The 12416-nt window shown below is 37.0% G+C and carries 14 protein-coding genes and 1 pseudogene; 5 read left to right on the forward strand and 10 right to left on the reverse strand.

Annotated elements, in window-relative coordinates:
- Positions 1–110 precede the first annotated feature (110 nt).
- Positions 111–767 (reverse strand): YneB family resolvase-like protein, encoded by a 657-nt coding sequence (locus tag AR328_RS01900; protein ID WP_066288706.1) that lies wholly within the window; start codon positions 765–767, stop codon positions 111–113.
- A gap of 27 nt (positions 768–794) precedes the next feature.
- The gene (gene yneA / locus AR328_RS01905) at positions 795–1118 is read right to left on the reverse strand and encodes a cell division suppressor protein YneA (RefSeq protein WP_066288711.1); all 324 of its coding nucleotides are present in this window, start codon (positions 1116–1118) and stop codon (positions 795–797) included.
- Positions 1119–1272: 154 nt separating this feature from the next.
- Between yneA and lexA the strand changes: the two genes are divergently transcribed.
- From lexA to AR328_RS01920, 3 genes and pseudogenes are all read left to right on the forward strand, one after another.
- The gene (gene lexA, locus AR328_RS01910) at positions 1273–1896 is read left to right on the forward strand and encodes a transcriptional repressor LexA (RefSeq protein ID WP_066290134.1); all 624 of its coding nucleotides are present in this window, start codon (positions 1273–1275) and stop codon (positions 1894–1896) included.
- Between the two features lie 220 nt (positions 1897–2116).
- Positions 2117–2407 carry a DUF4257 domain-containing protein gene (locus AR328_RS01915; protein ID WP_066288712.1) on the forward strand — a complete coding sequence of 97 codons (291 nt, stop codon included), beginning with the start codon at positions 2117–2119 and terminating at the stop codon, positions 2405–2407.
- A 397-nt stretch (positions 2408–2804) separates the two neighbouring features.
- A pseudogene (locus AR328_RS01920) lies at positions 2805–3002 on the forward strand (DUF378 domain-containing protein); the annotation flags it as partial.
- 369 nt (positions 3003–3371) lie between these two features.
- On the opposite strand, the gene glnA reads toward AR328_RS01920, so the two are convergent.
- The 7 genes from glnA to miaA all read right to left on the reverse strand — a co-directional run bounded on the left by glnA (position 3372) and on the right by miaA (position 10430).
- A complete protein-coding gene (gene glnA / locus AR328_RS01925) occupies positions 3372–4706 on the reverse strand; it encodes a type I glutamate--ammonia ligase (protein WP_066288718.1) in 1335 nt (444 codons plus the stop codon).
- A 35-nt stretch (positions 4707–4741) separates the two neighbouring features.
- Entirely contained in the window at positions 4742–5140 is a 399-nt protein-coding gene (locus AR328_RS01930) for a MerR family transcriptional regulator (RefSeq protein WP_066288720.1), read from the reverse strand.
- Positions 5141–5286: 146 nt separating this feature from the next.
- Positions 5287–6555, reverse strand: a complete 1269-nt coding sequence (locus AR328_RS01935) for a methionine gamma-lyase family protein (RefSeq protein ID WP_066288726.1) — start codon at positions 6553–6555, stop codon at positions 5287–5289.
- Positions 6556–6568: 13 nt separating this feature from the next.
- Positions 6569–7825, reverse strand: a complete 1257-nt coding sequence (gene hflX / locus AR328_RS01940; protein WP_066288730.1) for a GTPase HflX — start codon at positions 7823–7825, stop codon at positions 6569–6571.
- A gap of 186 nt (positions 7826–8011) precedes the next feature.
- Positions 8012–8959 (reverse strand): stage V sporulation protein K, encoded by a 948-nt coding sequence (gene spoVK / locus AR328_RS01945; protein WP_066288735.1) that lies wholly within the window; start codon positions 8957–8959, stop codon positions 8012–8014.
- Between the two features lie 253 nt (positions 8960–9212).
- A complete protein-coding gene (gene hfq, locus AR328_RS01950; RefSeq protein ID WP_066288744.1) occupies positions 9213–9443 on the reverse strand; it encodes an RNA chaperone Hfq in 231 nt (76 codons plus the stop codon).
- Between the two features lie 27 nt (positions 9444–9470).
- Entirely contained in the window at positions 9471–10430 is a 960-nt protein-coding gene (gene miaA, locus AR328_RS01955) for a tRNA (adenosine(37)-N6)-dimethylallyltransferase MiaA (protein WP_066288746.1), read from the reverse strand.
- A gap of 355 nt (positions 10431–10785) precedes the next feature.
- Between miaA and mreBH the strand changes: the two genes are divergently transcribed.
- Positions 10786–11793 (forward strand): rod-share determining protein MreBH, encoded by a 1008-nt coding sequence (gene mreBH, locus AR328_RS01960; RefSeq protein WP_066288748.1) that lies wholly within the window; start codon positions 10786–10788, stop codon positions 11791–11793.
- A 178-nt stretch (positions 11794–11971) separates the two neighbouring features.
- Here the strand turns inward: mreBH and AR328_RS22450 are convergent, their stop codons facing one another.
- Positions 11972–12112, reverse strand: a complete 141-nt coding sequence (locus tag AR328_RS22450) for a hypothetical protein (protein ID WP_156422630.1) — start codon at positions 12110–12112, stop codon at positions 11972–11974.
- A 142-nt stretch (positions 12113–12254) separates the two neighbouring features.
- Here AR328_RS22450 and AR328_RS22455 point away from each other — a divergent pair, with 142 nt between their 5' ends.
- A complete protein-coding gene (locus AR328_RS22455) occupies positions 12255–12416 on the forward strand; it encodes a hypothetical protein (RefSeq protein ID WP_156422631.1) in 162 nt (53 codons plus the stop codon).

Genomic DNA, 12416 nt, shown 5'->3' on the forward strand with positions numbered 1-12416 from the left:
CCCATTGCCATGTTACTAAAAAAGAGCCATTTTGACAAGAAAGGGCTATTATGAAAAAACTCTACCTTACTAGATAGAGCTTCAGCTAAACATAAAAGAATTTATTCACATTATTTTTCGTTCACTTCTATTGTATCTATGTACTCCTGGTATCTACGATGTACTGTTGCTTTAGATATTTGATATCCAAGTCCTGTAAGGGTTGCTGCAATTTCAGAGAATGTTAAATCATTTTTCCTAAGTCTTACAATTTCCTCGATAGGAACCTCAATACGATCCCTGCCAGAATGCATGCCAAGATTTGTAAGGTTTTTCTCAGGTCTAAATCCTCTTTGGACAGCACGCTTCATTCCCCGTTTAATTTTTATATTATGAATTTTCCTTTGGTATTCCTCCACTAAACTTACGATATTTAATACCATTGAATCTGATTCAGAGAGCTGAAGTTCCCCGTTATGGGCAACACTATATAATAAAACCTCTTCTTTTAATATACAGTGCAGAATTGCCATTTTTGCATTGCCTCTGCCAAGTCTAGTTTCATCCTGTATAAGAACATATTTAATTTCTTTATCTTTAATAAGTGACAGAAGATCAATAATTCCATTGCGGTCTAAATCATAGCCGCTAGCCTGTTCACGAATGACTTGAACAATTTCGAATCCATGTTTAATTGCTAGCTCAGTTAATTCTTCCTCTTGTCTTGCCAGCGATGTTTCCTGTGATTCTTTCATCGTGCTAACTCTACAATAAATAATTGCTTTCATATGTAATGCCCTTCTACAAAGATATTTTTATTGGGAACTTGCTAACTCGGTATGAACCTCTGATGAATAATCCTTTAACACAGGAATGACGAGTTCGTCTCCAGGAAAGATTCTTTCCCCTGAGATTCCGTTATTCCGCTCGACCCAGCTAATAAACTCTATTTCTGTTAATTCATGATTCATTGAAAAGTCTTCGGCAATTTGCCATAATGTGTCGCCATCATTGACAGTAATCTTTATATAATTAATATTTTCGGATTCTCCAAGCTGATTTATTAAGATAAAGGCAGTAAAAAAGCTTAAAACGAATAGAATAATAGCATACGAATATCGATTCCACAATTTTTTCATACTTACACACCTCGTTAAGAATATATGTTCGGTTATTGATTTTATTATAAACCGAACATTTGTTTTGTGTCAACAATTATTCGAACTTATGTTTGTACTATGTTGCAAGTGGTGCTATAATTAGGGAAAGAAAATCATAAGAGGTGTGATTATGATGGCGAAATTATCAAAAAGGCAGCAGGATATATTAAATTTCATTAAAGAGGAAGTCAGACAAAAAGGTTACCCACCATCTGTTAGAGAAATTGGCGAAGCAGTCGGTTTAGCCTCCAGCTCAACTGTCCATGGCCACCTTGCCAGATTAGAAAGCAAAGGCTTGATTCGGAGAGATCCTACGAAACCGCGTGCGATTGAAATATTAGACTTAGAAGGAACTGTACAAGCTCCTGACTATAAGATCGTGAATGTTCCAATTGTAGGAAAGGTAACAGCTGGCCAGCCAATAACAGCAATTGAAAATGTTGAGGAATATTTTCCGCTGCCCGAAAGGCTGGTACCTGATGCTGATCATGTTTTTATGCTTGAAATTATGGGTGAGAGTATGATAGAGGCTGGGATCCTTGACGGAGATTATGTCATTGTGAGACAGCAGCAAACCGCTAATAATGGGGATATTATTGTTGCGATGACTGAGGATGACGAAGCTACTGTTAAGAGATTCTTTAAGGAAAAGGATTATATTAGACTTCAGCCTGAAAACTCTAGCATGGAGCCAATTATTCTTCGAAATGTATCGATTTTAGGCAAAGTTATAGGCGTGTATCGGAATATTCACTAGAACGAATGAAAGCGGGCATTTATTTGCCGGCTTTTTCTAATACAATGATTGTTAATTTCATATTTACCTCTATAAATATATGATTTTTTTACTACTTTATTTTCAGAGAAATGAATATTTATACACATTCTATTTATTGGAAAATTATATAAACTTATAGTACATCCAGAATCAACCTAAGGTCGCTAAAAAAATCTCGACTTTAGGAGGTGAAGTCCAAATGTATTTAAACATTTTCTTCGCTGTTTTGATTGGTGGACTTGTCGGTGCTGCAGGGCATATTCGAAAAGAAGGAAGAATTATCAAGCCTAGAAAAACGAAAAAATTCATTTACCTTGGTTATTTGGAAGAAGTTATTTTAGGTGGACTTGCTGCAGCTTTTTTAGTAATTTTTTCTGCTCCCGATTCAACATTAAAGGTTGTTTCATTATCTATTATTGCCGGTTTAGGAGGAGACACTCTGCTTAGATGTCTTGATTTCTTAAAAATAAGGGAAAAAGATCAGAATTAATTGTATTTATTTTATCCCTCCTAAATTAGCGGGGATTTTTTTTGTTGTTTACTCACTTTTATAAGGAGTTTATTATCTCCCCCTTTGTTTACAGAAGTGTTTTACCCTAATCCATTTAATAGAAGGAATGGGGATACCTATGAATCTCTTCTATCACCGATGTGATTAAAAAACGATTTGAACCAAATAAAGGTCATATCCCCTTAAAAATTACTCCATTCTTAAAATATGCCTGCTGTAAATCCCATTCATCTATATCAACTCTCTTCACTAAAAGTATAATTACACCAAATCTGTTTAAGAACAATATGCCAAAATTCGCTAACATGAGTATAAAATCGATTATTTATTCAAAAGTTATTAATGTAGTATATTATTTAATGAAGGAGTTTTATCCATGAAAATATTACAACGGATCGCTTTAGCTTTAGTAATTATTGGCGCTGTAAACTGGGGTCTAATTGGATTTTTTCAATTTGATTTAGTAGCAGCAATCTTTGGTGGACAAGATGCATTTTTGTCCAGAATAATTTATGGTCTTGTAGGTATAAGTGGTTTGATTTGTTTATCTCTTTTATTCGCACCAATGGACGAAGAGGTTGAACGTGACACGAACCTACAAGGCAATAGAAACCTTAATTATGCTACTGAGTTTGGAGAAGAAACAGATTTATCGAAATTAAGAGATGATGAATAACTTCCTTAAAGAAGGTGAGTAAAACTGCTCACCTTCAAGTTTTTCAACATGGCAGTATACAAATTTCTTCTGATGTAAATTTACACATTCGCAAGAAAACTGAAGAGATAGAATGAAGAAATTTGAGTATATTTAACGAATTTCCTCGAATTTTTTTATAAAACAAAATATGGAAATTATCGGGCAGTTATGTTTTGTACAACATTTTAATAAAGCTAACGGAAAACAAAAAACCGCTAGAGCATGATGCCCCAACGGTTAGAATGATTAATACGTCGTCATATACTGCTCGCGCTCCCAAGGATGCACCTGCGTGCGGAACATATCCCACTCAATCTCTTTCGCCTCTACAAAGTGTTCAAAAATATGTCCCCCTAATGCTGAAACGATAATCTCGTTTCCTTTCAGCTTATCAAGAGCTTCTGCTAATGTAGAAGGAAGGTCGTCAATTCCTTCAGCCTTTCTTTCTTCCTTACTCATTACATAAATATTTCGGTCAACAGATGCCGGTGGAATAAGGCTATTCTTAATCCCATCCAGGCCAGCCTTTAATAATACAGCCATTGCAAGATAAGGGTTTGCTGCCGGATCAACACTGCGAACCTCTACACGTGTGCTAATTCCTCTTGATGATGGAATACGCACTAGTGGAGAACGGTTCTGTGCTGACCAAGCTACATAGCATGGCGCTTCATACCCTGGCACCAAACGCTTATAGGAGTTGACTGTTGGATTTGTAACAGCTGTAAAGCCTGTTGAATGTTTCAGAATACCGGCAATAAATTGGCGTGCATAATCACTAAGCTGTAATTCCCCTTTTTCATCAAAGAAAGCATTTTTCCCTTCTTTAAATAAAGACACATTGCAGTGCATCCCTGACCCCGCCACACCGAAAAGAGGCTTTGGCATAAATGTTGCATGAAGGCCATGTTTACGAGCAATCGTTTTTACGACTAATTTAAATGTTTGAATTTGGTCGCATGCCGTTAGGGCATCTGCATATTTGAAATCAATCTCATGCTGTCCTGGAGCCACCTCATGGTGAGATGCTTCAATTTCAAATCCCATTTCCTCCAACTCAAGAACGATATCACGGCGGCAATTTTCACCAAGATCTGTAGGCGCAAGGTCAAAGTAACCCCCATTATCATTTAGCTCAAGTGACGGATCTCCATTTTGATCAAGCTTGAATAAGAAGAACTCTGGCTCTGGTCCAAGATTAAAATCATTAAAGCCCATTTCTTCCATTTCCTTCAAAATCCGTTTAAGATTGTTTCTTGGGTCCCCTTGGAATGGTGTTCCATCGGCATTATGAATATCGCAGATTAGACGTGCAACCTTTCCCTTCTCAGCAGTCCAAGGAAAGACAACCCATGTATCAAGATCAGGAAATAAATACATATCAGATTCCTCAATACGAACGAAACCTTCAATGGAGGAACCGTCAAACATCATTTTATTGACAAGTGCTTTTTCTAGCTGACTGATTGGGATTTCAACGTTTTTAATCGTTCCTAATATATCAGTAAATTGGAGACGAATAAATTTAACGTTTTGTTCTTCTGAAATTCTTTTAATGTCTTCTTTGGTGAATTTTGGCATAAATAAGTTCCTCCTTAGTAGTTAAACAAAAATCGTCAATGAAAAAAGCGATTCATATTTACTTGATGGGATGACGGCAAATGAAATCTTCCTGCCCTCACAATTTCCTTGCGCAAATGTCTTCTAATTTCATCATTTGAAATCTCTCGTTCTGCTTTTTCATCTTTAAATTGATGTGCAGGCCTCTGATCTTTCATAAAAAATAGCTGTTTAATTCCAGCCATATTTACCCCTTGGTCAATGAGGTCTTTAATTTCTAGAAGCTTATCAATATCATTTAGTGAAAACATTCTTCTATTGCCATCTGTTCTTGCTGGAGAAATCAATTGGTGTTCCTCGTAGTACCGAATTTGACGTGCAGATAATTCGGTTAATTGCATGACTGGGCCAATTGGGAAAAGCGGCATGGAACGGCGAATCTTGCTTCCAGTCACTTATTTCTCCTCCCTTTTCTATTTTATAAATAAATATATATGAATGTTAGGTTTCTTGTCAATATGATGTTAGGTTTCCTTACATGGATTTTTTTAAAAAAGAAAAGGACAGCTTATGTTGACGCTGTCCTTAGTATGTTCACTAATTAAATTTGAATGAAACCCTTTTCGATCAATCCATTTATCGCAGTACAAACGGCAACTTTCACGTGGGAATAGGTAAGTCCTCCTTGAACATATGCCACATACGGCGGTCTTATTGGGCCATCTGCTGAAAGCTCTATACTAGCTCCCTGCACAAAAGCTCCAGCTGCCATAATCACTTCATCTTCATATCCAGGCATCGCACTTGGATATGGAGTAACATGGGAATTAATTGGAGCAGCATATTGAATAGCCTGACAAAAAGCAATCATTTTATCACGGTCATCAAATTGGACTGACTGGATTAAGTCCGTTCTTTCTGCATCCCATTTTGGTGAAGAATTCATTCCAAGCCTCTCTAAAAATGCCGAAGTAAAAACTGCTCCCTTTAGTGCTTGGCCGACAATGTGAGGGGCTAGGAAAAAGCCCTGATACATTTCTTGGAGGCTGTATAGAGAGGCTCCGGCTTCCGCACCGATTCCCGGTGAAGTCATCCGATAGGAGCATGCCTCTACCAACTTCTCTTTCCCGACAATATACCCCCCTGTTTTTGCAAGTCCTCCACCAGGGTTTTTAATTAATGACCCAGCCATTAAATCCGCTCCAACATGGCATGGTTCTTTCGTCTCTACAAATTCTCCGTAGCAATTATCAACAAAAACAACTACATCTGATTTTATTTCCTTCACGAATTTAACCATCTCTTCAATCTGAGCAATTGTAAAGGAAGGTCTAGTGGCATACCCTTTTGATCGTTGAATTCCGATCATTTTTGTGTGAGGCTTAATTGCTTTTGCCACAGCTTCATAATTAACTGATCCATCTTCCATTAAATTAACAGCGTTATATGTAATTCCGAATTCCTTTAAAGAACCAACGCCATTTCCCCTTAGGCCCACTATTTCTTCTAATGTGTCATATGGTTTCCCGGTAATATATAGCAGTTCATCTCCAGGACGAAGCACCCCGAATAAGGCAATGGAGATCGCATGTGTTCCAGAAATAATTTGCGGACGCACAACTGCTGATTCTCCGCCGAATACTTCTGCATAGATCCTTTCTAATGTATCCCTTCCCATATCATCATAGCCATATCCGGTTGTCGGTATAAAATGAGAGTCACTCACCCGATTGTTTTGAAAGCTATTGAGCACACGAAATTGATTCTCATCAATTCTTTCATCAATACCTTTTAATACTTTAGCAATTTGCTGCTCCATTTCAGTAACAATTGGCTGCAGCTTTTCCCCATTAGATAACTGTTGAAACATGATGTTCTCCTATCTATACTTTATATTTATGCAACTGCCCAGCAATATGGTGGTTCTCTAAATAATAGCCTTTACATACATAAATTTGTTTGTCTTCATCGAAAAATAATTCTCGTAATATCGTTTCATTTTTGAGCTGGGAGAGAAGCTTCCCTTCTGTAGAAGGAACCTCTACATGATATAAACTCATCAATTCCAGAACCATGTTTTCTATCATGCTTTTTAACTCATTACGGTCCTGCTCTTCAAATGCACTGATTAGAATTGACTTTGTGTTTGCAATTGGAACAAAATCCGGATGCTTAATATCCCTCTTATTATATACCGTTAATTGTGGAATCTTCTCGTTTTCAAGTTCCTTCAATAGCTCATTAACCGTTTCTTCATGCTGATAATAGTCAGGACTTCCGCTATCCACAACATGCAGGATTAAGTCTGCCTCTTTCACCTCTTCCAGCGTGGAGCGAAATGCCGCTATTAGGGTCGTTGGCAAATCTTGAATAAAACCTACTGTATCCGTCAGAAGAGCCGTAAATCCGCTTGGCAGAATTAACTTTCTTGTCATCGGATCAAGTGTCGCAAATAACTGATTTTCTTCAAAGGAATCTGCCTCCGTCAGCCTGTTAAACAATGTTGATTTTCCAGCATTTGTATAGCCGACAATTGCGATTTGAAATGCTTTGTTCTTTTTTCTTCTTTCTCTATACCTGTCACGATGCTGAACAATAACAGATAGCTGGTTTTTTATTTCATTGATGCGGCTTCGAATATGTCTTCTGTCCGATTCTAATTTTGTTTCACCTGGTCCTCTAGTTCCAATTCCTCCTCCTAGTCTAGAAAGCTGTGTTCCCTGCCCTGTCAATCTTGGCAGCAAATATTGCAGCTGGGCTAATTCAACTTGGAGCTTCCCTTCTTTCGAACGTGCACGAGTCGCAAAAATATCCAAAATTAATTGAGTCCGATCAATTATTTTCGCATCTACAACTGCAGCAAGATTTCGAACTTGACTTGGTGATAGTTCATCATTAAAAATAATTAAATCTGCTTCTATTTCTTCTTGAAGGGCCGATAATTCCTCAACCTTTCCCTTCCCAATATATGTAGCCGAGTGGATGCGATCACGTTTTTGCGATAAGGTAGCGATAACCTTTCCCTTTGCTGTTTCAGTTAATGAGCCTAGCTCTTCTAGTGAATAGGCAAATTGCTGATCATCTTCATTTGTCTGGCATCCAACAAGAATTACTTTTTCAAAATTTTGCTTTTGCTCCAATCAGCATCCTTCTTTCCTTGTATACTCAATTACAAAAATCACTTAATACTATCATAACAAAATCAATCATTTAACTCTAATTTCTGTTCGTAGTACGTTTATTTTCAATAGGTAACTAAATACATTCTAAGAAATCGCTCTTTGCAAATTGAAAAAGGATTCCTGTTATGTGGAATCCTTCTCATATTAATCCTCTTCAAATACTAAGTCATTGCTCCGGAGTGTCACCAGTTCATGCCTATCATAGCTATTCTGCATTAATAATCTCATAGCCTGAGCCCTTATCGACTTTTCAATAACGTTTCGAATATACCTTCCATTTGAGAAGCTTACCGGATTTAAATGAGTTTTGATCCAAAGTAAATGGTCATTCAGCTTCTTTTCCGCTTCATGGCTTAACGTATATTCCCGATCCTTCAACATTCTGTCTCCAATTTCCATGAGCTGTGAAACGGAGTAATCCGGAAAGTCAATCACTAACGGAAAGCGAGAATGCAATCCAGGATTTAAAGTGAGAAAGTAGTCCATTTCCCTCGAATAGCCTGCAAGAATAAGAATAAATTCATGCTGCTTATCCTCCATATGCTTAACAAGCGTATCGATGGCTTCTTTTCCAAAATCCTTCTCCCCGCCTCTTCCAAGTGAATAAGCCTCATCAATAAACAAGATCCCGCCCATAGCCTTTTTTATTAAATCCCTCGTCTTCTGTGCCGTATGGCCAATATATTCACCAACGAGATCCGCACGTTCAGCTTCGATTAAATGTCCTTTTGATAACACATTCATTTTGAGAAAAAGCTTTCCGATTAATCTGGCAACTGATGTCTTACCAGTTCCAGGATTTCCTTTAAACATCATATGAAGGGCCTGTTTTCCTGCCTTTAGGCCTGCATCTTCACGTTTCTTATTTACATAAATCCACGCATATATTTCCTTGATCATTCTTTTCATTTCTTCCATTCCTACAAGAGCACCTAATTCTTCCTCTATATCTTTAAGTGCTGTATGCTCCGGTGGAATGACCTTAGGTAAGGTTTGAGTTTCAGGAAGTTCTTTCGTTAAGGTTCTGCGATTTTGTGAATTAAGGACGATGCTAATCTGTCCGTTGTTCTTCATTCGAATTGGCTGGTCCAAAAGCTTTCACCTCACGTTCTCAAAAACAGTATACGCCTAGAAGTTTAGATTGTGACAAAAGCCTATTTTCTTTCATAGAATCATAAAATGCCCACTTATATAAAAAGATTCCATATTTATATGTATTCATTTATTCCTTACTTCATTAAAGATTTTTGTAAAAGCCTAATATAAACCCTGCTGAATCCTGTCAATAAAATATAAAGGGCTCTGCTTCCTAAAAAGCAGAACCCTATTTCAACGCGGATAGCAATTATTGGTTTTCCATATCGATTTGAACATTACGCTGAGGCGCGAATGTAGAAATGGCATGTTTATATACAAGCTGTTGCTTTCCTTCAGATTCAAAAAGAACCGTGAAATTATCAAAGCCCTTTATTTGACCTCTAATCTGGAACCCGTTTAATAAAAACACGGTTACATTTGTATTTTCCTTGCGAAGCTGGTTTAAAAATTGGTCTTGAATATTAATAGATGTTTTCATCTTATATCCTCCTCTTTTATCTCTACTCTATGTATTCGATTTTATTTGCAGCTTTCCTTCAATATGCGTTGAAATTTCCGCAAGTTTTTTTTCAAGCATGCCTGTATTGACAACATCCGACATATCAAACCAATCAACATTCATTTTATTTCGAAACCATGTCAGCTGCCTTTTTGCATACCGGCGGGAATTCTGCTTTAACTGAGAAATCGTTTCCTCTAATGAAATGCTATGGCTAAAATATTCATAGAGTTCCTTATAGCCGATTGCCTGAATCGATTGGCAATCTTTAATTCCTTCGTTAAATAACCTTTCAACCTCGGCAAGAAGTCCTTCATTAATCATTAAATCCACTCTCGTATTGATTCGCTGATATAATATTTCCCTATCCATTGTTAACCCAATAACCGCTGCATTATACATCAGCTCTGGCTTCTGGTTTTCCTGTAATTCGTTTATCGTTTTTCCAGTACAGTGAAATACTTCCAATGCTCTTATCACTCGGCGGACATTATTAGGATGAATTCTTTCTGCGCTTACGGGATCAATCTTGCATAATTCGAGATGTACACTTTCATTCCCTTCGGCCTCTGCCTTTTTTTCAAGCATCAGACGAAAGGCCTCATCAGACGGGGCATCTGAGAAGTGATAATCGTAAATAACGGATTGGATATATAAACCCGTTCCGCCCACAATCATTGGCAATTTCCCTCTTAAAGTAATTTCTGTGATTTTTTCTCTGACAAGTTCCTGAAATTCTGCAACAGAAAAAGGCTCCATTGGATCTTTAATATCAATTAAATGATGAGGAATTCCTTCCATTTCATCCGGTTTAATTTTTGCTGTGCCAATATCCATTCCTTTATAGATCTGCATTGAATCACCGCTAATAATTTCTCCATTCAAACGCTTAGCCAATTCAACACTTAGCTTCGTTTTCCCTACCGCAGTTGGCCCAATAAGCACAACAAGCTTTTCTTTTTCCATAAATCTGTTCACACTGCCTTTATAGAACTACGTTAGTCAAAAGCACCTTAATACGAAAGGGCAAAGGCGCTGTCCTTCCTATAGTATCATAAACATAAACGACTTTCAGTTGTTATGCCTGTAAATAGATGGATACATTTTTCACATTTAAATATTATTGACATAATTCCAATGATTTATTCAATATTCTACTCTATTAAAATTTTTCACGTTTAATGGTTTTATTTTCATGTTTCATTACAATTTATTAACGATTTCATAACAATTCAATGGATACCCCCTAAATCATGATAGTTTAGTAGAAGAATATCGAGAGTAGTTAGATATTCAGTAATAGATTAGGTGGGAATAATTAATGATGACAACTTCTGATTTAGGCATTGATTTAGGGACAGCTAATATCTTAGTATATAGTAAAAATAAAGGAATCACTTTTAATGAGCCTTCTGTTGTAGCACTTGATACGAATACGAAAAAGGTGTTGGCTGTAGGAAAAGAAGCAAAAGAAATGATCGGGAAAACACCCGGAAGAATTATTGCTATTCGCCCATTAAAGGATGGCGTCATAGCTGATTATGATACGACAACTGAAATGCTGCGATATGTCATTGCAAAAGCAACAAAAAAGGCTGGCTTTGCCATTAGAAAACCAAATGTAGTAATTTGTACTCCATCAGGCTCAACAAGTGTTGAAAGAAGAGCTATACATGATGCTGTTCGTCATGCAGGTGCAAAACATGTACATTTAATAGAGGAACCCGTAGCTGCGGCGATTGGAGCTGGCTTACCTGTAGATGAACCTATCGCCAACGTAGTAGTGGACATCGGCGGTGGATCGACGGAGGTAGCTATCATATCCTATGGCGGTGTTGTTGCCTGTCATTCTATTCGTGTGGGCGGTGATAGATTAGATGAGGATATTATCCAATTTGTTCGGAAAGATTTTAACGTTTTAATTGGAGAACGAACAGCTGAGAAAGTTAAAATGGAAATTGGTTATGCACTTATAGATCATGATGAATTAAAAATGGAAATTCGCGGAAGGGATCTTGTTACAGGCCTTCCGAAAACTATTACTTTATCATCTTATACCGTACGGGATGCTATTAAAGAATCGTTGCTTCACATACTTGAGGCCATTCGTGCCACTTTAGAAGAGAGTCCTGCTGAATTATCTGGAGATATCGTTGATAGAGGTGTTATTCTATCGGGGGGCGGCGCACTCATAAACGGAATGCAGGAATGGCTTTCCACGGAAATTTCTGTTCCTGTTCATCTCGCTCCAAGTCCGCTTGAATCAGTTGCGATTGGGACAGGCAAGGCATTGAAGTATATCGGTAAATTACAAACTGCTATTAAATAAAGGATTAAGGGAGCATTATTCATACGGATAATGCTCCCTTTATTAACTTTAGTTTACATAATAAAATTATTGACATGTTATTGATGTTGGTGTCGATAAATCTTTTAAAAAATCTACCATCATTCGTAAAATTAATATGTTTAATAATATTCATTTAGACAATAGAAGGTATTGCCATTCATAATTTTAATCCTAATTTCTTCTTTAACGGGATACTGTAGCAGTCATCACACACTCCATTATTATCTAGATACTCACGTTCATCTGTTATCTCCAAGGTGCAATTCGAGCAAATCCATTTTTCAAATACTTGCTCCATTGCCTCATCTCCTTTTTTCATACATAATTCGGGAGATTCAAGCAAATTCCTGCAACAATTTTATAAATTTCTTCAAATTCCACATTGAATAATTCTACAAAATACTCAGCATCCTATATATGTGTTAAGGAGGTGATATGAATTGTCAAATCCAGCTAATGATAATAAGAAGCAAAAAAATATATCATTTAGTAATAGTAAAGACTCAGGGTCAGAATATCATAGAGAACATGCGGGTCATGTTGAAGGATACGGTGAAACGTACCCAACTGCTAAAAATATGTCTAATACGAATGACCAATAA

The sequence above is a fragment of the Bacillus sp. FJAT-29937 genome, assembly GCF_001509555.1.
Lineage (GTDB): Bacteria > Bacillota > Bacilli > Bacillales > Cytobacillaceae > Cytobacillus.

Excerpts from the sequence above, each read along its gene's own strand:
- AR328_RS01900 (WP_066288706.1), bottom strand. The coding sequence starts at position 767 with ATGAAAGCAATTATTTATTGTAGAGTTAGCACGATGAAAGAATCACAG.
- yneA (WP_066288711.1), bottom strand. The coding sequence starts at position 1,118 with ATGAAAAAATTGTGGAATCGATATTCGTATGCTATTATTCTATTCGTT.
- lexA (WP_066290134.1), top strand. The coding sequence starts at position 1,273 with ATGGCGAAATTATCAAAAAGGCAGCAGGATATATTAAATTTCATTAAA.
- AR328_RS01915 (WP_066288712.1), top strand. The coding sequence starts at position 2,117 with ATGTATTTAAACATTTTCTTCGCTGTTTTGATTGGTGGACTTGTCGGT.
- glnA (WP_066288718.1), bottom strand. The coding sequence starts at position 4,706 with ATGCCAAAATTCACCAAAGAAGACATTAAAAGAATTTCAGAAGAACAA.
- AR328_RS01935 (WP_066288726.1), bottom strand. The coding sequence starts at position 6,555 with ATGTTTCAACAGTTATCTAATGGGGAAAAGCTGCAGCCAATTGTTACT.
- hfq (WP_066288744.1), bottom strand. The coding sequence starts at position 9,443 with ATGAAAACATCTATTAATATTCAAGACCAATTTTTAAACCAGCTTCGC.
- miaA (WP_066288746.1), bottom strand. The coding sequence starts at position 10,430 with ATGGAAAAAGAAAAGCTTGTTGTGCTTATTGGGCCAACTGCGGTAGGG.
- mreBH (WP_066288748.1), top strand. The coding sequence starts at position 10,786 with ATGATGACAACTTCTGATTTAGGCATTGATTTAGGGACAGCTAATATC.
- AR328_RS22450 (WP_156422630.1), bottom strand. The coding sequence starts at position 12,112 with ATGGAGCAAGTATTTGAAAAATGGATTTGCTCGAATTGCACCTTGGAG.